This window comes from Ensifer sp. 22521 (assembly GCF_052044795.1).
Lineage (GTDB): Bacteria > Pseudomonadota > Alphaproteobacteria > Rhizobiales > Rhizobiaceae > Ensifer.
On sequence record NZ_JBQENM010000045.1, the window covers coordinates 1 to 20,855 of the forward strand.

At 62.9% G+C, this 20,855-nt stretch carries 25 protein-coding genes and 1 tRNA gene; 17 read left to right on the top strand and 9 right to left on the bottom strand.

The annotated features are described in order from the left end of the window. Together ACTJKE_RS34855 and tdh are read left to right on the top strand one after the other, a co-directional pair. Positions 1-1,176, top strand: a 1,176-nt coding sequence (locus tag ACTJKE_RS34855) for a glycine C-acetyltransferase (RefSeq protein WP_440692412.1), incomplete at its 5' end; no start/stop codon positions are given. 11 nt (positions 1,177-1,187) lie between these two features. Further along, entirely contained in the window at positions 1,188-2,222 is a 1,035-nt protein-coding gene (tdh, locus tag ACTJKE_RS34860; protein ID WP_113737775.1) for an L-threonine 3-dehydrogenase, read from the top strand. Between the two features lie 38 nt (positions 2,223-2,260). On the opposite strand, the gene ACTJKE_RS34865 is transcribed toward tdh, so the two are convergent. Continuing rightward, the gene (locus ACTJKE_RS34865) at positions 2,261-2,719 is read right to left on the bottom strand and encodes a GyrI-like domain-containing protein (RefSeq protein WP_113512309.1); all 459 of its coding nucleotides are present in this window, start codon (positions 2,717-2,719) and stop codon (positions 2,261-2,263) included. Positions 2,720-2,937: 218 nt separating this feature from the next. Between ACTJKE_RS34865 and ACTJKE_RS34870 the strand changes: the two genes are divergently transcribed. The 4 genes from ACTJKE_RS34870 (at position 2,938) to ACTJKE_RS34885 (ending at position 6,325) form a co-directional block, all read left to right on the top strand. After that, positions 2,938-3,282 carry a GFA family protein gene (locus ACTJKE_RS34870; RefSeq protein ID WP_113512251.1) on the top strand — a complete coding sequence of 115 codons (345 nt, stop codon included), beginning with the start codon at positions 2,938-2,940 and terminating at the stop codon, positions 3,280-3,282. A 147-nt stretch (positions 3,283-3,429) separates the two neighbouring features. Continuing rightward, positions 3,430-3,654, top strand: a complete 225-nt coding sequence (locus ACTJKE_RS34875; protein ID WP_162764650.1) for a hypothetical protein — start codon at positions 3,430-3,432, stop codon at positions 3,652-3,654. An 89-nt stretch (positions 3,655-3,743) separates the two neighbouring features. After that, positions 3,744-5,801, top strand: a complete 2,058-nt coding sequence (rpoD, locus tag ACTJKE_RS34880; RefSeq protein WP_057253188.1) for an RNA polymerase sigma factor RpoD — start codon at positions 3,744-3,746, stop codon at positions 5,799-5,801. Positions 5,802-6,031: 230 nt separating this feature from the next. Beyond that, positions 6,032-6,325 carry a GYD domain-containing protein gene (locus ACTJKE_RS34885; protein ID WP_057253192.1) on the top strand — a complete coding sequence of 98 codons (294 nt, stop codon included), beginning with the start codon at positions 6,032-6,034 and terminating at the stop codon, positions 6,323-6,325. A gap of 28 nt (positions 6,326-6,353) precedes the next feature. On the opposite strand, the gene ACTJKE_RS34890 is transcribed toward ACTJKE_RS34885, so the two are convergent. Continuing rightward, positions 6,354-7,169 (bottom strand): DUF2066 domain-containing protein, encoded by an 816-nt coding sequence (locus tag ACTJKE_RS34890; protein WP_113737590.1) that lies wholly within the window; start codon positions 7,167-7,169, stop codon positions 6,354-6,356. A gap of 87 nt (positions 7,170-7,256) precedes the next feature. On the opposite strand from ACTJKE_RS34890, the gene ACTJKE_RS34895 reads away from it, so the two are divergent. Continuing rightward, positions 7,257-7,826: a transglycosylase SLT domain-containing protein gene (locus ACTJKE_RS34895; RefSeq protein ID WP_058324740.1), complete on the top strand. Its 570-nt coding sequence runs from the start codon at positions 7,257-7,259 to the stop codon at positions 7,824-7,826. Between the two features lie 198 nt (positions 7,827-8,024). On the opposite strand, the gene ACTJKE_RS34900 is transcribed toward ACTJKE_RS34895, so the two are convergent. Next, positions 8,025-8,477 carry a VOC family protein gene (locus ACTJKE_RS34900; RefSeq protein WP_113737591.1) on the bottom strand — a complete coding sequence of 151 codons (453 nt, stop codon included), beginning with the start codon at positions 8,475-8,477 and terminating at the stop codon, positions 8,025-8,027. Between the two features lie 152 nt (positions 8,478-8,629). On the opposite strand from ACTJKE_RS34900, the gene ACTJKE_RS34905 reads away from it, so the two are divergent. From ACTJKE_RS34905 to ACTJKE_RS34925, 5 genes are all read left to right on the top strand, one after another. After that, positions 8,630-8,983 (top strand): DUF1428 domain-containing protein, encoded by a 354-nt coding sequence (locus tag ACTJKE_RS34905; RefSeq protein WP_057254348.1) that lies wholly within the window; start codon positions 8,630-8,632, stop codon positions 8,981-8,983. 124 nt (positions 8,984-9,107) lie between these two features. Then, positions 9,108-9,530: a secondary thiamine-phosphate synthase enzyme YjbQ gene (locus ACTJKE_RS34910; protein ID WP_058324742.1), complete on the top strand. Its 423-nt coding sequence runs from the start codon at positions 9,108-9,110 to the stop codon at positions 9,528-9,530. A 105-nt stretch (positions 9,531-9,635) separates the two neighbouring features. Continuing rightward, complete coding sequence (locus tag ACTJKE_RS34915) at positions 9,636-10,040, top strand: ketosteroid isomerase-related protein (protein WP_057253198.1); 405 nt, start codon at positions 9,636-9,638, stop codon at positions 10,038-10,040. A gap of 126 nt (positions 10,041-10,166) precedes the next feature. Beyond that, positions 10,167-10,472: a hypothetical protein gene (locus tag ACTJKE_RS34920; protein ID WP_058324743.1), complete on the top strand. Its 306-nt coding sequence runs from the start codon at positions 10,167-10,169 to the stop codon at positions 10,470-10,472. Positions 10,473-10,838: 366 nt separating this feature from the next. After that, positions 10,839-11,243 carry a hypothetical protein gene (locus ACTJKE_RS34925; protein ID WP_113133024.1) on the top strand — a complete coding sequence of 135 codons (405 nt, stop codon included), beginning with the start codon at positions 10,839-10,841 and terminating at the stop codon, positions 11,241-11,243. Positions 11,244-11,693: 450 nt separating this feature from the next. Here the strand turns inward: ACTJKE_RS34925 and ACTJKE_RS34930 are convergent, their stop codons facing one another. After that, a complete protein-coding gene (locus tag ACTJKE_RS34930; protein ID WP_113512263.1) occupies positions 11,694-12,434 on the bottom strand; it encodes an SIMPL domain-containing protein in 741 nt (246 codons plus the stop codon). Positions 12,435-12,691: 257 nt separating this feature from the next. Between ACTJKE_RS34930 and ACTJKE_RS34935 the strand changes: the two genes are divergently transcribed. The 3 genes from ACTJKE_RS34935 (at position 12,692) to ACTJKE_RS34945 (ending at position 15,084) form a co-directional block, all read left to right on the top strand. Further along, positions 12,692-12,767 (top strand) — tRNA-Ile (locus ACTJKE_RS34935). A 764-nt stretch (positions 12,768-13,531) separates the two neighbouring features. Continuing rightward, positions 13,532-13,885: a hypothetical protein gene (locus tag ACTJKE_RS34940; RefSeq protein WP_058324750.1), complete on the top strand. Its 354-nt coding sequence runs from the start codon at positions 13,532-13,534 to the stop codon at positions 13,883-13,885. A gap of 182 nt (positions 13,886-14,067) precedes the next feature. Continuing rightward, positions 14,068-15,084 carry a glycosyl hydrolase gene (locus tag ACTJKE_RS34945; RefSeq protein ID WP_162764651.1) on the top strand — a complete coding sequence of 339 codons (1,017 nt, stop codon included), beginning with the start codon at positions 14,068-14,070 and terminating at the stop codon, positions 15,082-15,084. 120 nt (positions 15,085-15,204) lie between these two features. On the opposite strand, the gene ACTJKE_RS34950 is transcribed toward ACTJKE_RS34945, so the two are convergent. The 3 genes from ACTJKE_RS34950 to ACTJKE_RS34960 all read right to left on the bottom strand — a co-directional run bounded on the left by ACTJKE_RS34950 (position 15,205) and on the right by ACTJKE_RS34960 (position 17,295). Further along, complete coding sequence (locus ACTJKE_RS34950) at positions 15,205-15,444, bottom strand: DUF982 domain-containing protein (RefSeq protein WP_057253209.1); 240 nt, start codon at positions 15,442-15,444, stop codon at positions 15,205-15,207. 128 nt (positions 15,445-15,572) lie between these two features. Further along, positions 15,573-16,295, bottom strand: coding sequence for a GntR family transcriptional regulator (locus ACTJKE_RS34955; RefSeq protein ID WP_440693766.1), 723 nt, complete (start codon positions 16,293-16,295; stop codon positions 15,573-15,575). 205 nt (positions 16,296-16,500) lie between these two features. After that, the gene (locus ACTJKE_RS34960) at positions 16,501-17,295 is read right to left on the bottom strand and encodes a DUF1194 domain-containing protein (protein WP_057253211.1); all 795 of its coding nucleotides are present in this window, start codon (positions 17,293-17,295) and stop codon (positions 16,501-16,503) included. 157 nt (positions 17,296-17,452) lie between these two features. Between ACTJKE_RS34960 and ACTJKE_RS34965 the strand changes: the two genes are divergently transcribed. After that, positions 17,453-18,760 (top strand): glucoamylase family protein, encoded by a 1,308-nt coding sequence (locus ACTJKE_RS34965; RefSeq protein ID WP_113512265.1) that lies wholly within the window; start codon positions 17,453-17,455, stop codon positions 18,758-18,760. Further along, positions 18,757-19,605 carry a (2Fe-2S)-binding protein gene (locus tag ACTJKE_RS34970; RefSeq protein WP_245299281.1) on the top strand — a complete coding sequence of 283 codons (849 nt, stop codon included), beginning with the start codon at positions 18,757-18,759 and terminating at the stop codon, positions 19,603-19,605. The genes ACTJKE_RS34965 and ACTJKE_RS34970 overlap by 4 nt, the downstream gene beginning before the upstream one ends. Positions 19,606-19,655: 50 nt before the next feature. Here the strand turns inward: ACTJKE_RS34970 and ACTJKE_RS34975 are convergent, their stop codons facing one another. Continuing rightward, on the bottom strand, positions 19,656-20,453 hold the full coding sequence (locus ACTJKE_RS34975; RefSeq protein WP_058324754.1) for a CbtA family protein: 798 nt from the start codon (positions 20,451-20,453) through the stop codon (positions 19,656-19,658). Between the two features lie 194 nt (positions 20,454-20,647). Continuing rightward, positions 20,648-20,824: a CbtB domain-containing protein gene (locus ACTJKE_RS34980; protein WP_057253219.1), complete on the bottom strand. Its 177-nt coding sequence runs from the start codon at positions 20,822-20,824 to the stop codon at positions 20,648-20,650. Between the last annotated feature and the right edge of the window lie 31 nt (positions 20,825-20,855).

The window sequence follows — 20,855 nt, forward strand, 5'->3', positions numbered from 1 at the left end:
TTTCTGTCCCATCTTCGTTCTGAACTCGAGGGCCTGAAGACGGCCGGGCTTTACAAGTCGGAGCGTGTCATCACCTCGAAGCAGGCGGGCGCGATCGAGGTCGCCTCGGGCGACCGCGTGCTCAACTTCTGCGCCAACAACTATCTCGGCCTTGCCGACAACGCGGAACTGACTGAAGCCGGCAAGAAGGCGCTCGACCGTTACGGCTACGGCATGGCCTCGGTGCGCTTCATCTGCGGCACGCAGGAGGAGCATAAGCAACTCGAGGCGCGCATCTCGTCGTTTCTCGGCCTGGAAGACACCATCCTCTATTCCTCCTGTTTCGACGCCAATGGCGGCCTGTTCGAAACGCTGCTTGGCGAGGAGGACGCGATCATCTCCGACGCGCTCAACCACGCCTCGATCATCGACGGCGTGCGCCTCTCCAAGGCCAAACGCTTCCGCTACGCCAACAACGACATGGCGGCGCTGGAGGAGGAGCTGAAGAAGGCGGAGGGCAGTCGCTTCAAGCTGATCGCCACCGACGGCGTGTTCTCGATGGACGGCATCATCGCCAACCTGCAAGGCGTCTGCGACCTCGCCGACAAATACGGCGCCATGGTCATGGTCGACGACAGCCATGCGGTCGGCTTCGTCGGCAAAAATGGCCGCGGCTCGGCCGAACATTGCGGCGTCGAGGGCCGCATCGACATCATCACCGGCACGCTCGGCAAGGCGCTCGGTGGTGCCTCGGGCGGTTATACCTCGGCCAGGGCCGAGGTCGTCGAGTGGCTGCGGCAGCGCTCGCGGCCCTATCTGTTTTCCAACACGCTGGCGCCGGTCATTGCCGCCGCCTCGCTCACGGTCTTCGACCTGATCGAGAACGGCGATGCACTGCGGCAGCGGCTCTATGCCAATGCCACCCTGTTCCGCACCGAGATGTCGAAACTCGGCTTCACGCTCGCCGGCGAAGGGCACCCGATCATCCCGGTCATGCTCGGCGATGCGGCGCTCGCCCAGGAGATGGCGGCGCGCATGCTGCAGAAGGGCGTCTATGTCATCGGCTTTTCGTTCCCGGTGGTGCCGAAGGGCCAGGCGCGCATCCGCACGCAGATGTCGGCGGCCCACAGCGAGAACGACGTACGCCGGGCGATCGCCGCCTTCGAAGCGGTCGGCCGCGAGCTTGGCGTGATCTGAGGGAGAGACTGATGACGAACATGATGAAGGCGCTGGTGAAATCGAAGCCGGAAGAAGGCCTCTGGATGGAGCGGGTGCCGGTGCCGGAGATCGGCCCGAACGACGTGCTGATCAAGGTGAAGAAATCGGCGATCTGCGGCACCGACGTGCATATCTGGAACTGGGACCAGTGGGCGCAGAAGACCATTCCGGTGCCGATGGTCGTCGGCCACGAGTTCATGGGCGAGATCGCCGAGGTCGGCTCGGCCGTCACCAAGTATCATGTCGGCGAGCGGGTGTCGGGCGAGGGCCATATCGTCTGCGGCAAATGCCGCAACTGCCGCGCCGGCCGTGGGCATCTGTGCCGCAACACGCTCGGCGTCGGCGTCAACCGCCCGGGCTCCTTCGGCGAGTTCGTCTGCCTGCCGGAATACAACGTCGTGCCGATCCCTGAGGACGTGCCCGACGAGATCGCGGCGATCTTCGATCCGTTCGGCAATGCCGTGCACACCGCCCTTTCCTTCGATCTCGTCGGCGAGGACGTGCTCGTCACCGGCGCCGGGCCGATCGGTATCATGGGCGCGCTGGTTGCCAAGCGCTCGGGCGCGCGCAAGGTGGTGATCACCGACATCAACCCGACGCGGCTGGCGCTCGCCAAGAGCGTCGGCATCGACTACGTCGTCGACGCCTCGAAGCAAAACCTCGCCGACGTGATGAAGGCGATCGGCATGACCGAGGGCTTTGATGTCGGGCTGGAGATGTCGGGGGCGGCACCGGCCTTCCGCGACATGATCGACAAGATGAACAATGGCGGCAAGATCGCCATCCTCGGCATTGCGCCGGCCGGCTTCGAGATCGACTGGAACAAGGTGATCTTCAAGATGCTCAACCTCAAGGGCATCTACGGCCGCGAGATGTTCGAGACCTGGTACAAGATGATCGCCTTCGTGCAAGGCGGCCTCGATCTTTCTCCCGTCATCACCCACCGCATCAGGATCGACGAATTCCGCGACGGCTTCGAGGCCATGCGCTCCGGCAATTCCGGCAAGGTCGTGATGGACTGGTAAGGCCAGTGAGGTGCCCGCACGCGTGATGCGTGGCGGGCTCAGTTGGCGAGGCCGAACTGGATCTCGATTTCGTGGTAGCGGGCGCCTTGCCCCGCCCAGCGATGATAGATCTCGCGGCTCTCGCCGGAGAAATTGTGCCTGCTCGTCTCGATCTGCTTGACGAGTGGCGCGTAGCCCTCGGTAAAGAGACTGCGCATCGGCCCCTGATGCCGGGCGGACGCCACCATGATCGGCTCAAGATTGATCAGCTCAAGGTCGCCGTGATAATCCTCGCCGCCGGTGACCGGGCGGCAGATGCGCCAGTCGAACAGGGTCTTGGCATTTTTCGGCAGGTTCTGCGCGATGAAGATCCAGGGCCCCGCGGGCGCCAGGCGAGAGCGTTCCATCTCCGCCTCGATGACAGGCGCCAGCGCGGCGCTTTCCCTTTTGACGTCGGGAATGGTGAGGCGCCGCGCGATCGATAGCACGCGCATGGCGTCGGTTTCCTTGATGAGCATTTGAGCCTCCATGAGATCGGCGGCGAAGGTCGTCCGCGATTGGGTCGGGCGCAAGCGAGAAACCGGAATAATCTTGCGAATTTCCGTCTGAAATGGGCATTTCGGGGAATGGCTTTGCACGGATATCACCGCGCGCAAACCCGCTTGCTTGGACGCGCCGCCGCTCTATCTTGGCCGGAGACCGAAAGGGTTGTTGGCGGAATAGGGGAGATCGGTGCATGCGTTATGAGGGAAGCTGCCATTGCGGCAAGATCGCCTTCGAGGTGGAAGGGGACTTCGCCGAGGGGGTCGATTGCAATTGTTCGCTATGCCGCCGCCGCGGCGGGCTGCTCGCCTTCGTGGCCCGAGACAAGCTGACGATGAAGACACCGGAAACGGACCTCTCGACCTATCTCTTCAACAAGCATGTCATCCAGCATCATTTTTGCGATACCTGCGGCATCGCCCCTTTCGGCGAAGGTGAGGGGCCGCATGGGAAGATGGCAGCGATCAACCTGCGCTGCCTGCCGGAGTTCGATCTGGAGGCGGTCAGGATCGTCAAATATGACGGTCGTTCGGTTTAGGAGCAGGGAAAAGATGAAGCCCTGGTTGCGGATGCGGATATGGCACAACGGGACCTTGCCGATTAAATCCGGGGCACCCTTGTCTTTTGGCGGGCAGCGCCTACATCTTCAGCGGAAGCTGATAAACCCCAAAAAGCGATAGGAACGGTGATTTTTGCCGAATCAGCCGGTTTTTCAGCGGAAATGCTTGACGGGATCGAAAATTCTGGGAATCACCATTTCCGAATAAGAAATGGCGAAATGACACGGCGGTTAGGGATTCATGCCAGAGGCGTTTCAGTGGCAGGACTGTCGAAGCTTGCCCGCTTTGCCACGATCGCATTCGTGGTTAAACAGGAATTAAACATCATCCCGTTACGTCAGGGGAAATGATTCGGTGGCGGGTACGCGGCGTGCCCGAACCTTCGAGCGGCATTTGCACCGGGCTCACGCCGGTTGCGACAAGGAAAGCGACGAACTAAATGGCAACCAAAGTCAAAGAAAACGAAGAAGCTGACGTAGAACGCGAAGGTGCTCCGGACGGTCCGCTTCTCGATCTTTCCGACGACGCTGTCAAGAAGATGATCAAGGCCGCCAAGAAGCGCGGCTACGTGACGATGGACGAGCTCAACTCCGTCCTTCCGTCCGAGGAAGTCACCTCCGAACAGATCGAAGACACGATGGCGATGCTGTCCGACATGGGCATCAACGTGATCGAGGACGAGGAAGCCGAAGAGGCTGCCGGCGGCGGTGACGACGAGGCGAGCGACGACGACGGCGAGAGCGAAGGCGGCGAACTCGCCCCTTCCAGCGGCACGGCGCTTGCGACCAGCAAGAAGAAGGAACCGACCGATCGTACCGACGATCCGGTCCGCATGTACCTGCGCGAGATGGGCTCGGTCGAGCTCCTGTCCCGCGAAGGCGAAATCGCGATTGCCAAGCGCATCGAGGCTGGCCGCGAGACGATGATCGCCGGTCTCTGTGAGAGCCCGCTGACCTTCCAGGCGCTGATCATCTGGCGCGACGAACTGAACGAAGGCCAGACGCTGCTGCGCGAGATCATCGATCTCGAAACCACCTATTCCGGTCCTGAGGCCAAGGCTGCTCCGCAGTTCCAGAGCCCGGAAAAGATCGAGGCTGACCGCAAGGCTGCCGAGGAGAAGGAAAAGACCCGCAAGGTGCGCACGGCCGCCAACGACGACGACATCACCAATGTCGGCGGCGATGTCATGCCGACCGAGGAGGAAGAGGAAGACGACGACGAGTCGAACCTCTCGCTCGCCGCCATGGAAGCGGAACTGCGCCCGCAGGTCATGGAAACCCTCGACATCATCGCCGAGACCTACAAGAAGCTGCGCAAGCTGCAGGACCAGCAGGTGGAAGCCCGCCTTGCTGCCACCGGCACGCTTTCGCCCGCTCAGGAGCGCCGCTACAAGGAGCTCAAGGATGAGCTGATCAAGGCGGTCAAGTCGCTGTCCCTCAACCAGAACCGCGTCGACAGCCTGGTCGAGCAGCTCTACGACATCTCCAAGCGGCTGATGCAGAACGAAGGCCGCCTGCTGCGGCTTGCCGAATCCTACGGCGTCAAGCGCGACTCGTTCCTCGAACAGTATTCGGGCGCCGAACTCGACCCGAACTGGATGAAGTCGATCAGCAACCTGGCCGGCAAGGGCTGGAAGGAATTCGCCAAGAGCGAAAACCAGACGATCCGCGACATTCGCCAGGAGATCCAGAATCTCGCCACCGAAACCGGTATCTCGATCGCCGAGTTCCGCCGCATCGTATCCATGGTGCAGAAGGGCGAGCGCGAAGCGCGCATCGCCAAGAAGGAAATGGTCGAAGCGAACCTGCGCCTCGTCATCTCCATCGCCAAGAAGTACACCAACCGCGGCCTGCAGTTCCTCGATCTGATCCAGGAAGGCAATATCGGCCTGATGAAGGCGGTCGACAAGTTCGAGTACCGCCGCGGTTATAAGTTCTCGACCTACGCCACCTGGTGGATCCGTCAGGCGATTACCCGGTCGATCGCCGACCAGGCCCGCACGATCCGTATTCCGGTGCACATGATCGAGACGATCAACAAGATCGTCCGTACCTCGCGCCAGATGCTGCACGAGATCGGCCGCGAGCCGACGCCGGAAGAGCTGGCCGAAAAGCTCGCCATGCCGCTCGAAAAGGTGCGCAAGGTCCTGAAGATCGCCAAGGAGCCGATCTCGCTCGAAACGCCTGTCGGTGACGAAGAAGATTCGCACCTCGGCGACTTCATCGAGGACAAGAACGCGCTGCTGCCGATCGACGCTGCCATCCAGGCGAACCTGCGCGAGACGACCACCCGCGTTCTCGCCTCGCTGACGCCGCGCGAAGAGCGCGTGCTGCGCATGCGCTTCGGCATCGGCATGAACACCGACCACACGCTCGAAGAAGTCGGCCAGCAGTTCTCGGTCACCCGCGAACGTATCCGCCAGATCGAAGCGAAGGCGCTCCGGAAGCTGAAGCATCCGAGCCGCTCCAGGAAGCTGAGAAGCTTCCTGGACAGCTAAGCAATCCGCAAGCTGCGCTCGTTCCTCGACAGCTAAAGTCGGGTACATCGAAAATGAGAAGAGCCGGGCAGATCGCCCGGCTTTTTCGTTTCTGCCTCACCCAAGCGATTTATTGTGAGGCTCTGCGCCCAGGAGTATAGTCGCGCTTTCGCAGCAATCTGGGGCACCCCGTCTAAGACGCGGAAGCAATCGCACCGCGGGCGTGAAGCGTGCCCCCGTGGAGGTGTAGGATGACCACTTATGTCATGCTCCTCAACTGGACCGAGCAGGGCGTCAAGAATGTGCGCGAGTCTCCGAAACGGCTCGACGCGGCAAGGCAAGTGCTCGGCGAGATGGGCGGCTCCTTCAAGCATTTCTTCCTGACTATGGGCGACTACGACATGGTGGCCGTCGTCGAGGCACCCGATGACGCGATCGCCGCACGCTTCGCCCTCACGCTCGGCATGGCCGGCAATGTGCGCTCGACCACGCTCAAGGCATTTCCAGAGGCCGCCTATCGCGAACTGATTGCCTCGCTCGGATAGGCTGAACGGCCAGCGATACTGGATCTGCTCAGGGCGACCCGTTTCCGGAGAGGATGCGGGCCGCTCCGCGTAGCGCATTGCGGAAAGCGTCGTCGAAGCTGACGCCGCTGACCTGCCATTCATAGCTTTTACCGGCGGACAGCATCCGCCAATTGGCGATCCAGCCGCGCGCTTGATCGGACCAGACCAGTGTGCCCGCAAGCGTCACGTCCCCCTCGCTCGGCATTGCGAGCCTGGCGAAGCTCTCCGGGCTCGCTTGGGATATCGTGGCAAAGTCCAGCTTTCCACCGGCGACGGTCGCCCTGTCCGGCAGGGTGACCGAGAGCGCCAGCGGTGTCGCGGCCGCGCGGAGCGAGTCGGCCATATAGGGGCTTTCGTCGCCGTCGCGCGCCAGCACGAAACGGCGCCTCTGATCCTCGACCGCCAGCAGTACGGCGATCACCGGGCGGGGCGCAAGCCATGGCTTTCGACCGAGCTTTGCAAGCAGCGGGTCAATCGTCGCCGGCGCGTAGCGGCAGGTGAGATCGTGCGGCCGATCGTGAGTGCCCTGTTCGTCGTGGATCGGGATACCTTCGAGCCGGTCGCGGTAGGAAAACGACGAGGCGAAGCTGCCGGCCTCGGCCCCGAGCGCGGCGAAGCCGGGCGCGTCGAGGATCGTCGGATCGCCCGACAGTTTGACCAAAACTTCACCGAGGCATTCGCGAAAGCCGATCTGCCGGTTGATCTCGCCGGTGCCGGTGACGATCGCGTCGCTCTGATAAAGCCGGCCGATGTCGCCGGCGTTTGCGGGACCGCCAAGGCCCGCGGCGAAGAGAAGCGGCAGCAGCATTCGTGACATCGCCATGCCGTTCTCCCGATCGTTCGTCTTTGAATCAAAAGAGATCCTTAACGTTTACACTTTATCAATCTCTCGGAAACCCGAGGTTCTGCGATGCGTTGCGTATTTGTCGTCGTCCTCCTGTTGCTGGCCGGCTGCGGAACGGTGCCGAGAGACACCCGGAATGCCTGTGCGGTTTTCGAGCAGCGAGATGGCCTGTTCCACAATTGGCGCCGTGCCGCCTATGGCGCCGAGCGCGAATACGGCGTGCCCGTGCCGATCCTGTTGGCGACTGTTTATACCGAGTCCGGCTTCCGCCATAATGCGCGGCCGCCGCGCACCAAGCTCTTCGGCTTCATCCCCTGGACGCGCGTTTCGACCGCCTACGGCTATTCCCAGGCGCTCGACGGCACCTGGGCGCGCTACCAGAGCGAGACCGGCCGCTGGGCGGCGCGGCGCTCGGACTTCGGCGACGCCATCCGCTTCATTGCCTGGTATCACCGCGAGAGCGCACAGCAGAACGGCATCGCGCTCAACGACGCCTACCGGCTCTACGTCGCCTATTACCACGGCCACGCCGGCTATGCGCGGGGCAACTGGAGCGATACGGCCAAGACCGGCGCCAAGCGGGCGGCCGGCATGGCTTCGATCTACAATCGGCAATTGCGCGGCTGCGGCAGCTAGAGCGTTTCCGGTCAAAAACGGGCCTGCGGAAACGCTCTAGCTGTTTTTTACGCTATTCCGGACGCAAAACCGTTTCACACTTTGGCTGGAATTGCTCTAGAGCGCCGTGCGTTCAGAGAACGCACCAAGGTCGCTCTAGTACTTTGATTCTAGAGCATCTTTCCGCTTTCAAGTGATTCCACTTGAAAGCGGGATGCTCTAGCCGGCCGCCGCGCGCTCGAGTTCGGCGACCTCGATCTTGATCATGCCCATCATCGCCTGCTGGGCGCGGGCGGCGCGGGCCGGATCGGGATCGCTGAGGTGTCGCATCAGCGCGTCGGGAATGATCTGCCAGGCAAGGCCGAACTTGTCCTTCAGCCAGCCGCAATGCTGCGGCGTGCCGCCTTCGAGCAACCGGTCCCAATAGTAGTCGACCTCCGCCTGGTCGGCGCAGCGCACGAAAAACGATACCGCCTCGTTGAACTTGAAATGCGGGCCGCCGTTCAGCCCCATGAAGTGTTGCCCCTCGAGTTCGAAGCTCGCGGTGAAGGCTCTGCCATCGGGTCCCCTATTGATGTCGGTAACGCGGGCGTTGCGGAAGATGGAGGTGTAGAAGCCGATGGCTTCCTCCAGTTGATCGTCGAACCAGAGAAAAGGCGTGATCTTCTGCATGGATATGTCTCCCGTGGTGATTGGTACCAACTAAGGACGAACGGGTGATGCCCGCTCCGACAGGCGCCGCTCGAAAAAAATTGGAACTGGTGTCGGAACCTTTATGCCCCGAGCGTCCTATGCTGGTCGAAAGAACCAAGGAGGATTTCTCAATGAACTATGTGGATGGTTTTGTCGTTGCCGTGCCGAAGGCGAATATCGAGGCGTACAAGGCGATGGCCAAGGCGGCCGGCGATGTCTGGATGGAGTATGGCGCGCTCTCCTACAACGAATGCCTGGCAGATGACGTGCCCTATGGCGAGGTGACGTCCTTCCCCCGCTCGGTGCAGGCCAAGGACGACGAGACCGTGGTCTTCTCGTGGATCGCCTACAAGTCCCGCGCCGACCGCGACACGATCGTCGCCAAGGTGATGGCCGATCCGCGGCTGCAGGGCGATGCCTGGAAGGAAGTCTTCGACGGCAAGCGCATGATCTATGGCGGCTTCCAGACGTTCCTCGAGATGTAGCGGCGCGTTGCCTTTTCCTGCGGTCACTGCCTTGGACCGGGAACGGTCCAGGGGTAGAAGCGTTGGGCACATCAACGCGTTGCACCTGCCTTGCAGCCGGTGCAATTGCCGGCTGGAGATCGACATGCCGCAGACGAGCATCACCATTTCCACCCGCGGCCAGGGGCTCTACGAGTTCACGGTCGAGGCGGCCGCCTTCGTGCGGGCCAATACGGACGGCGAGGGGCTTTTGACCGTCTTCGTCCGGCACACGTCCTGCTCGCTTCTCATCCAGGAAAACGCCGACCCGGATGTGAGGCGCGACCTCGACGCCTTTTTCCGTCGCCTGGTGCCGCCATCTTCCGATCCCTCGATGAGCTGGGTCGTGCACACCCAGGAAGGACCGGATGATATGCCGGCGCATATCAAGGCGGCGCTGACGCCGGTTTCGCTCGGCATTCCCGTTGCCGGTGGTCGTATGCTGCTTGGCACCTGGCAGGGGATCTACCTCTTCGAACATCGCGACCGGCCGCACCGCCGCGAGATCGTGCTGCACCTTGGCGCTTGATCGCCGCCCGATCGATGCGACAGGGCGCAATTGACCGGCACGGGATCCGTTCTAGTTAGAGCATGGAGACCAAAGGGCTACAGCGCGGCGCGGGAGAGGAACAGGATGACGGATGCACAGACCATTGCCAATCGCTTCATCGAAGCGCTGAACCAGCGTGATTTCGAGGCGCTGGCTCGGCTCGTCCATGAGGATGTCGAGCTCGATTCGCTGACCGGCCAGCGCACCGTCGGCGTTGGCCCCTTGCGCGCCTGGCTGATGAATTATCTGCGCCGTTTCGACGAACAGTTCGGCGATGTGGTGTTGATGCGCGATGCCTTCGGCCAGCGGGTGGCGGCGGACCTGACGGCGCGCGGCACCTATCGCGAAACGATGGAGGGCTTCCCCGCCGCGTCCGGCCAGAGCTATTCCATTCCAAGCGTGCTGATCTTCGAGATCGAAGACGGCGCCATCACCCGCCTCAGCCACTATCGCAACATCCGCGTTTTCGAACGGGCGCTCGCCGGCTGACGAGAGCTCGGATTGACAGAAACGCGCGATGGCGGAAATTTACGATGGCAGGCGCGCGCGGGCCGCCTATCCTAGGGCACCGGTTGCCGACCGGATTGTTGTTTTGCGTTGACCGGGAGAAGATCCATGAAAGCCATGTTTCGTAATTCGGTTCTGGCGGTTGCGCTCGCCGTGACGAGCTTCGCGAGCCTGCCGGCCGAGGCTGCGGCCCCGATGCCGCTGCCGACGATGGAGCGTGGCGACGTCGATCTCGTTCGCCATCGCGGCTACTGCTCGCCGCGCGAAGCACTGCGCAGGGCCTGGCGCCTGGGCTTCCATCGCGCCCGGGTCGAGCGGGTCACCCATTCCCGTGTCGTCGTGGTCGGTTGGCGCCGCGGATATTTGAGCCGGGTCGTCTTCGCCAATGCCTATGGCTGCCCGCGAATCGGCTGACCACCACCTTCGACGGCAGAAAATGCCTCAGCGTTCCTTGGGCGCGGCCGTCCCGGCGACGCCTGATTTGCCTTTGCTGCGATGATCGAGCGGCCGATTTGCTCCTTGCGTTCCGAGCCGCTTCGTTGCGCGTCTTGATCGCAAGAAGTCATTTTGGATCAGTAGCTTATCATTCACAAGCGCTCCGTGTGACCGCCTTCCTTGCAAGGCGAATCTCGCGCCAAAGAGGGGCGGATCGCGCTCCGGCATTCTGAACCTCCCATGAACACCAGGTTCCGCTGTCGTTCAGCTTGGGAAACCTATCCTTTGCTCAATCGCTTGGGACGGTGATTGCCCCATTGAACCCTTCAAGCCTGGAGAGATGTCATGAAGAACCGCTTTTTTAACGCCGCAGCCGCAGCCGTCATTGGATTGACTGGCCTGCTTGGTGCAGCCTCCACCGCTTCGGCGGACTCGATCGAGTTCGGCTTCGGCCCGGGCGTCGACGTGCAGTACCGCGACGACGTGCAGTACCGCGACTATAACGGCGGCTACGGTGACGAAGGCGACTGGGGTCGCGGTCGCGGCCGTGACCGCCACTGGGATCGTGATCGCCGCGGCCGCTGCGCACCGTGGATGGCCGTCGACAAGGCCCGCGATCGCGGCCTGCGCCGCGCTTATGTCGCCGACGTCACGCCGCGCCGCGTCGTCGTCGAAGGCCGCCGCCACGGCTACCGCCAGACGATCGTCTTCGCAAACGCCCGCGGCTGCCCGACGATCGGTCGCTGGTAACAAATCTTCCCGCCTTGTCTCCCCCGGCCGGCGGAAGAATGGCCCCTCATGCTTCGGCATGGGGGGCCTTTTTCGTTTGTGCCGACGGCTGGTCATGCCCAGGCACTCGCTCCGAGGCAGGCCCCTCCGCCGACTATTTTGGGCAAACGCCTCTCCTCAAACGTCATCCTTGGCCTGACCCGCACCTGTGCGCAGCGATGGCGATCTTGATCCTCGCTTCCAGGGCGAGGAAGACGCGCGTAGCCCGAGCTGTTTCGACCCAGAGGCTTCCTTTGGCGGTCGGACTGTCGGTAGCCGCGACCGCGGCAACACCTGCTTCGTACTCCGCCATCATCCGCAGACGCATACTCGGCGTACCGCCCAAAACACTTCGCCCCCGGCGCCGATCTCCGGCACCAGGGGCGAGGATTAAGCGAAATCCCGCGCGCGGTTGCGGCGGGCCTTGCAAGCTTACTGCTTGATTTCGAAGGTCACGTTGACCGTGACGTTGTAGCTGTTTTCGCCGGTTGCGACCGGAACGGCGTCGGCGGCATATTCCTTGGCCGTGCCGGCGCGCATCATCGGGATCGGCTCGGGACGGAAGCCCTGTTCGCTGATGTTGAGGATCTTACCGATCGAGACGCCGGCAGCTTCGGCAAGCACCTTGGCCTTTTCCACAGCGTCGGCAACGGCCGCCTTGCGCGCCTCGGTGATGACGGCCTCCGGCTTGTCGTTGGTGAATTGCACGCCACCACCCTGGTTGACGCCGAGCGTGACCGACTTGTCGATGACTTCGCCGAGCTTGGCGAGGTCACGCACGCGGACGCTGACGCCGTTTACCACCTGGTAGCCGATCAGCTCCGGCGGGCGATTGCCGCCGTCGGTATTGGTCGGATAGTTGTATTGCGGGTTCACCGAAAAGCCGCTCGTCTGCAGGTCGCGATCGGCAATGCCGTCGGCCCTCAACGCCTTTAGCACTTCGGCCATGGCCTTGTTGTTGGCGTCCAGCGCTTCGCGGGCGGTCTTGGCGTCCTTGACGACGCTGAGCTGCAGGACCGCCATGTCGGGCGCGACCGTCGCGCGGCCTTCGCCGGCAACGACGATGGTCGCCTTGTCCTTGTCGGTCTCCTGCGCCTGAGCGGCGGCCACACCGGCAAAAGCGGCGGCGAAAGCGGCGATCGAAAGCGTGCGGGCAGTGCGTGTGGAAATCATGGTCTATGTCTCTCCGGTTGTTCCGTCCCTGGCGTCTTCATGCTCGGCGATTGTGTGAGCATTGCGGCAATGGCTTGTCGGCAAAAAGGTTTTCGGCTAGAGCCATTGCCACCGCGAACTGCCATTGGTTCGCGCACCTGGATCACTACGGTGCCACGCGTTTTTATCAGAGGCGCAAAGGTTGCTGTAGTACTTAGAGTTGCTGCATGTCTTATCCTCGAATCGGTACGTTTTGAGGACGCCTGCAGATCCAGCGTGGGCCTGTAGCTCAATGGTTAGAGCCGGCGGCTCATAACCGCTTGGTTGGGGGTTCGAGTCCCTCCGGGCCCACCATTCATCTCTCTCCAAATCGGCTGCCTGAAATGTGGAGAACGAAACATGTTGGGGTTGTTGCGCCAGGTTATCGGCAGCCAGTAATTGTGCCTGTTCCAGAAGCCACATTACGGTTGAAGGTTGAAGGCCGGATGGCGAGCATTCATCGCGCCGGCTCTCTTTGAGCCCTGACCGGTACAGCAAAAAAAATGCCCGCAGGACGCGGGCAGTTTTGGAGTGGGCGCATACGCTCAAACATGTTGCGCCTGGCACCAAAGTGGCTGCCAGAGGTCAACGAACTGTAAATGCGCGGTGGCTAAAAATGAGGAATGGGGCGCTGTTTTCGTTCCATGGCGTGCCACTTGACCGATAAGCGTGGCGTTTGCGGCGTCTTTGCCGCCAATTTTCCGCTGTCGTGCGAGATTTTTCCTTGCGAACCATCCGGCGTTACCGTTGCCGCATCTACCACCGGGCGTGGTGGCCAGTGGAGTGGGTAGGGTCGCCGGTGGTGGGCGCGTTCGCCTTCGCGTCTCCTGTCGGGCAAGCATCTGGTTTTCCTGCTTTGTCTTCCCGATCCTGATGTCGCCTTCCGAGTCCAGTGTGCGATCGATCTGCGGCCGCGTTGGCGCATGGGCCAGTGCCTTCAGCTGCAACCGCTGGAAGAAAAGCCTAAGAAAGAATTTGTTAATTTAAGCAATTTATAATGGAAAGGGGGTTGAACAATGCCGCCATATCCCCCAAAGGAGGCACCGGGCGGCCATAGCCGCCAATTCGAAAGGATGCTTATGCGAGATAAGACCGCATGTGCCGGCGAGAGCCGAACCACCATTTCGGGTTTCAAGTATCTCGTACCGACCGCTTCCATTCTTGGCCTTCTGCTCCTGTCCGCCGGCTGCTCGTCGACGGTCATCGGTGAAACGCCGCTGTTTTCGTCGAGCCATTCCAGCGCCTATGCAAGTCCTTCGGTCAAGATACGCAAGGAAGAGAAGCAGTTGCGGGTCGCTGAGGCTGATGAGGATGTGGTCGCGCCGCAGCCGGTGAAAAAGAGCGCAACCAGCTATCTGGGCCGCGCGCCCTATATCTGTTCGCCGAGCGGCTTCGGCCGCACGTCGCACTGCTTCCTGAGAGCTTCGCTCTAACGGGACTGTCTCTGTTCGAGTTTGCTCTGTTCGAGTTTGCGTAACTCCGGTGCGGTGAAGCCGCCTCGGATCGTTGGGGATCGGGGCGATCCCCTCTTTGGCGGTGACCTTCTGACCGCCGCACGCGTGATGTGTCCGGTTTCATTCGCGGCGTCGAGAGACGATCCGCCGGAGAATGTTCGTTGTCTGCCAGACTTTTGAGAGCAGCCCTTGCCGCGGGAACACTGGCGCTTTTTGCCGTCACCGGAACACCGGCGGCGCGCGCGGATGATCCGGCCGATGGCATCGACCGGGCGCTGACGACTGCGGCGATCGCGCCGCCGGCAAAGGGCGCGACGGAGCGGGCGGTCGCCATCGGCGTCTACGATCCGCATGATGCCGTTGCCGACAGCGATGCGCTCGAGCTCGAACATGTCTTCGTCTACTGGCAGAAGCCGGACCGGGCGCTGTTGAAGCGCAAGATCGCGATCGCGGCGCGGCAGGGGCGGGCGCTGATGCTCTCGGTCGAGCCCTATACCCATGCCGCCGACTGGCGCGCCGGCGGGGAAAGGCTGTTCGCCGATATCGGCAAAGGCCGCTTCGATCGCGAGATTGGCGACGTTTGTGCCCGTTCGGCCGCTTTCCACGGTCCGGTCTATGTGCGCTGGGGCCACGAGATGGAGGACCCCGACGGCCGCTATCCCTGGGCGCGCCGCGACAAGGAAGGCTACAAGAAGGCGTTTCGTTATTTCGTCGGCAAATGCCGGGAGCTGGCGCCGGAAGCGCGGTTCGTTTGGTCGCCGAAGGGCCATCGCAATCTCGCCGGTTACTATCCGGGTGACGATGTCGTCGACGTCGTCGGGATCCCCGTCTGGGGCCTGCAGAAGACGGATGTCGACTACTGGGGCCGTGAGCGCCGCTTCGGCGAGGCGCTGAACGAAAAATACCAGCGCGTCGCGGGCTTCGGCAAACCGGTCATGATCGCCGAACTCGGCGTTTCGGGCTCGGCGGACTACAGGCGCGCCTGGTACAAGGAAATCCTCGACCAACAGACCTATCGCCGGGCCTTTCCGCTCCTGACCACCGTCGTGTTCTTCAACGACAAGGAGCCTTACAAATGGCCGCTTGGCTATGGCTCGCCGGACTGGCGTCTCGACAAGGAAGCACTGAAGGCGCTTGCCGACCGTCAGACGAAGGAAGCGGCCGAACTCGCCGACTGATCGTCTCTTTCGTCAAAGGTGAAGCCGCGCTTGTTCCGCGCGCCCTTGGGGGGGCGATGCGCCGATCGTCCTTCGGCGCATCGTGAGAGACCCGATCTACGGACCTTGGGGACTTCCACGTCAGGCCAGAAGCAGGCCCGATTCGCGGGCAGCGGCAGCAAAGCAGCGGCTGGCCCGGTCCGTACTCGTCAATCCATCCAGCGCGTCCAGGCAGCGCCTGAGAGCCGCGCGGTATTCCCGTCCGCGACGTCCCGGCCATTGCCGCAGCAACTCGACGGCTTCGAAGACCGTTCTGACGACGGTCTGCCGTTTTGCAGATAACCGGAGGGGGATGGGAGTGGCGAAGAACTTCTCGCTCATTTGCTTTCCTCGTTCTCAGTCTTTTTCGAGCGCGAGGCCAACGCTGTGGCGCGGGAATGGTTCCGCCGGATCAGCGACTTTTTTCGGCCCGTGAACTTTTCGTGATTCCTGAAGTCTGAGGGCGGGCCCTAAAGCTCGAGTGCTGCCTTGAGGTCGGTCGATTTGTGGACGCGCAGGTCGAGATCGGCTTCGATATGGTCGATATGGTGGACCATCAGTTTGGCTGCGGTATCGACGTCGCCGCGTTCCAGCGCGTTGACGATCTCGTCGTGTTCGTTGTGGCCGCAGCTCGAAACGGTCGACTGGCCGTAAAGCGCGATCACCAGCGAGGAGCGGGCAATGAGTTCGTCCATGAAGCGGCGAAGAATGGCGTTGCGACTGAGATCGGCGAGCGCCAGGTGAAAATCGCCTGATGCCTTGATCTCGGCGCGGCGGGCCGAGTGGCCGCGCTGTTCGGTGAGCTGCCGTTCGGCCGCCAGCATGCGCCGGAGCTCGGTGAGCTCGGCCTTGCCGATATGGGGCGCCGCGGCACGAACGACGCCGGGTTCGATCAGCCGGCGGGTCGCGAAGATCTGGCGGGCTTCGTCGATCGAGGGATGGGCGACAAAGGCGCCGCGGTTCTTCTCGACGCTGACGAGCCCTTCATAGGAGAGCGCCTGCAGGGCGGCGCGCACCAGCGTGCGGCTGACATTGAAGAGTTCGCCGACATCGCTTTCGGAAAGCTTGGTGCCGGGGGCGAGCCGCCGCTCGACGATCGCATCGCGCAACGTGTCGCGGATATGCTGACTGCCAGTGTCGGCGGCGGTGTCTGTGGCCATGTCGGCCAGTGGAGGCGTGGTGGTCAAGGACATGAATCGATCCGCGAAATAACGGCTCATCTTATCGCCGGGCGAAGCGAAGGGAAACGACAATCTGACGCGCATGGGTTGCGCGCCGACAACTGCATGTTTCATTAAATCGTACCCGATTTAAGGACGAAACATGCAGCGCTTCAAAGTGCTAGGGCGACCATTGCGCGTCTGATAAGACGCGCGGCGCTGTAGGGGCGGCGAGGGGCTATTTGTCGAGTTCGGGATAGACGCGGTCGAGGAAGCCGGGCCTGAGCTTCTCGCCGATCAGGCAGTCGGATGCCGGAAGGGCATCGGCCAGGCGGACGGTGGGCGGCGGCGGCAGGCCGCTGACCTCGAGCACCAGCTTCTGGCGAATTGCGATCGAAAAATCCTCCGGCTCGTGCACCGGCAGCACGAAGGACCCGGGACCGCCGATGACGCATTCGGCGTAATACTGGTCGAGCGGGCCGGTCGAGACCGAGGGGCGGATGAGGATCGCAAGCCCGTTGATGGTGATGCCGCGGGCGACTGCCGTCTCGCGGGCGGGAATGACCGGCGGGCCGATATTGTTCGGGCCGTCGCCGGAAACGTCGATGACCCGGCGTATGCCGTTGAAGGCGTTCGAATCGATCAGCACCGTACCGTAGGTGATCGCGTTCGAGATCGACGTGCCGCGGCGGGTGCCGACCGGTCGCGCCTCGATCAGCTTGGCAAAGGCATCGGCGTCGGCGGCGGTGGAGATCACTTGCCAGGCGACGACGGAGGATTCGTTAACCGTTCCGGCCCATTCGAAATAGCCGATGGCGATCTTGCCCAGTTGCCCGCTTGCGACCGCATCGAGGAAATCGCGGTGCCGGAGCGCCTCCACGTAACCGGCGCGCTGGATGCGCGCCTCGTCCAGATCCATCGAGCCGGACATGTCGACGGCCAGGATCAGTTCGACATCGACATCCGTCGACGCGGCGGTCGATGGGCTCGGGCCACCACTCAATGAGAGGATCAACGCCAACACGCTCAACATCGCTTCAACCAGTCATTGCGCGCGGTCAGATTAGAAGAATGTAACACAGGATTGGATTTCGGCGACTATTTGGGTGTAGCTGGCCTTCAACAAAGAGTGATTTGCCGGCGTTAGCCCAGAAGTACTTGTGACTGGGGCCAGGGTCCGGAAGGGCGGAATGCTGAAACAGACGGAAAATGCCGGGCTATTTCAAACCGATGGCCTGCAGAAGGCGGCGTTCAGATACTTCCTCGATCACGCCGATCCGGCCACCGGATTGATCGCGGACACGTCGCTGCCGGGCGCGCCGTCGAGTATTGCGGCGACCGGTTTCGGCCTTTCCTGTTATCCCATCGGCGTCGAGCGCGGGTGGATTTCGCGCCGCGAGGCGATCGGGCGGGTGTTGACCACGCTGCGCTTCCTGGCCGAGAGCCCGCAGTCGCGCGACCAGCGGGCGAGCGGCTATCGCGGCTTTTACTATCACTTTCTCGATATGCGGACCGGCGAGCGCACCTGGCGCAGCGAACTCTCGACCGTCGACACGGCGCTGCTGATCGCCGGATGCCTGACCACCTCCGCTTATTTCTCCGGCGAGGACACGGGGGAATGCGAGATCCGCACGCTCGCCGAAAGGCTCTATGCTCGCGTGGATTGGCGCTGGGCGTTGAACCGGAGTGACACACTGACGATGGGCTGGCGCCCGCCCGGCCGGTTCCTGAAGCATCGCTGGCGCGGGTACAGCGAGGCGCTGCTGCTCTATGTGCTGGCGCTCGGGGCGCCCGATCATGCGATCGAGCCGGAGCACTACGCCGCCTTTACGGAGGGTTACGACTGGATCGCGGCTGACGGCGGGCCCCATCTCCATGCGGCCCCGCTGTTCATCCACCTGTTCCCGCAGGCCTGGCTTGACCTTCGCGGTCTCGGCGATCGGCCGATGCGCGAAAGGGGGACGGATTACTTCGAGAATACCCGGCGCGCCATCGCGCTGCAGCGCGACCATGCGTGGCGAAATCCCGGTGGCTTCGCCGGCTATGGCGAACGCCTCTGGGGGATCAGTGCCTGCCATGCGCCACGCGGCCGGCTGCGCCTCAAGGACGGACGCTGGCAGCGGCTTTTGGGCTACGTCAACCGCGGCGCACCCTTCGGTCCGGATGACGGCACGCTCGTGCCCTGGGCTGCAGCGGCCTGTCTGCCTTTCGATCCGGATGCGTCCCTATCGGCCCTCGGCCATGTCGCGGCCGGCTATCCCGGGCTTCTGAAGGAAGGGCGCTTTCCGGGCGGGTTCAATCCGAGCCTTGCTGGCGAGGGGCCTGCGGGTTGGATCGACGAGCGTGTCGTCGGCCTTGACCAGGGGCTCGTCGTGATGATGATCGAGAATTGGCGGAGCGGCTTCGTCTGGGAGCTGACACGCAGCCTGCCGGCGATCCGGCGCGGTCTTGAGCGCGCGGGATATGAGGGCGGCTGGCTGGCGACGGAGACGGCATGAATTCGAGAAATCACCAGCGGATGGCGCGGACGGTCGAGGGATATCCGCCGCAGGCGCTGGCAGTGGTCGAGCGGTTGCACGCGCAGTTCCCCGACGCCGGTGTCTCGCTCGGGCCGGCGGACAGTGCCTTCAGCGCACCGGCCGCCTTCTGGGCCGCTGGTGGGACCGGGATCGAGCAGAGCCTTGCCTATCAGGACTTTTTCGCAATCGGCATGACGGACCGGATTCGGGCGGCACATCTGATCGCCTTCTACAGCCGCCAGCTGAGTGTGGTTCTCGGCGCGCTCTATCTTGGCGCGGGTCTTCAGGCGCAGATCGCCGGGCTTCGCTTCGAAGAGTGGACCCGCCTTCACCAAGATCGGGAAGTTGCCGGCAAGCGTTATCATTTCCGCCTCGGTGTGGCGGAAGGGCCGCAGCATGCCGAAGGCATCAGCGCTTTCGAGCGCGGCTTCACGGCCCATCTGGCGCCGGTCATCGCGGTCCTGAAAAAGCGCACCGGGCTTTCTTCCGGGGCGCAGTGGCGGCTGGCAGCGGATTCCCTTGCCGGAGCGTTCCTGGAGATCGGTCGCGCGATCGGTGACGAGGCGCGCGGCATGGCCGAGGCGCTTGCGATCGTCAAGCGGCGGGGCTCGCGGTTGTTCTCGGAAGAGCTCTGCTACGAGGAGATCTCCGCGGTCGATCCGGCAAGCGGCGCGCAACTGTCGCGCCAATATCGGATCCGTTGCGGCTGTTGCCTCTACTTCCAAACGGAGGGTGGCAGCTTCTGCGATACCTGCGTCCTGCTGGAGCCGGACGATCGCCGCGCGCGGCTGGCCGCGCATCTCATGCAAAACGGCGGGGCCTGAACCCCGCCGTCGTTTGTTCAGGTGCCCATGGGGGGGCGTGATCGGCCGGATCAGTTTGCTCTCGCGAAACGCTCGTTGATGAAGCCGGAGACGACGCCAAGCACGATCCAGAAGGCGAGCGTGGTGGCGAGTGCGGCAACCGCAAACTCGGCGCCGAGTACGGCCGGAACGTTGCTCGTAATATCGACCGGCTGCGGCGCGCCGTAGACATGGGGTGCTGCGATCAGCACCAGGCCTGCGACCTTGGAGACGATCTCCTCGCGCAGGACGACGAGATAGAGACCGACTGCGGAGAGGGCGACGGTTGCCAGCCACCAGGTCTGGCGGTCGCCGAGTTCGGCGGCCGGGAAACCCGGCAGTTCCGGCGGCAGGCCGATTGCCGGCAGCATGTGCACGGCGAGCCAGCCGCAGGCGCCCCAGAGCGCGCCGTTCCGGAGCGTGATCGGGTAACCGATCACCAGGCTGACGCCGGCCAGGAGCAGGCCGAAGCCGGAGCCGGTGACGAGGTTGGCAATGAGTGTGCCGGAGAACCGGCTCATACCGAACATGATGCCGCCTTCCTCGTGTTCGCCCTCATGCGCATAGGCTGGCGTGATCGGCGACAGGGCATCGAGCATGGCGGAAAGCGGTGAGACCGCCTTCAGCGACGAATGCTGGTCATGGCCCTCGGCGGCGGGTTGCGTCGTTCCAGGCTGTGCAGCGGGCTGTTCGGTTGCGGCCGGAGCCTCGCCTTCGAATTCCTCCGCATGCAGGATCAGCGGGGTTACCCGAAATTCCTGGGCGCCGGTCATGAAGACACCGGCAATCAGTCCAGCCACGATCGCGGCCAGAAGCGTTCTGACAATCATCTTGAATTCCCTCGATAACGGCAAAAGCCACGCGCTGCGGCGTGGTTTGCAAGCCTTCCCGTTCTGTCATGCGGACGGCCGTTGCGCGCCGGACGAACCGGCATGCACAAACACCGACATCCGGCACAGGCCGGATGCGTTCATGTCCGCAGACACTTCGATGCGGAACGTGAGTTACGTTCCGGAACATCGTCTTAGTGGCAGGGGAAGCCGTAGGAGTGGCGGGTGTCGTGCGCGGTGTCGTGCAGCACTGCCGAGTTGGCAAGGCCGGCGCCGAAGACGAGGAATGCGCCGATGAAGAGCGCGATGACGCCAGCGGTCAGACGATCGCTGAGGGAGAGCGGAATGCTCGAAACAGTAGACGTAGCCATGACAACCTCCGTGATGGCATCGGGAAATTCC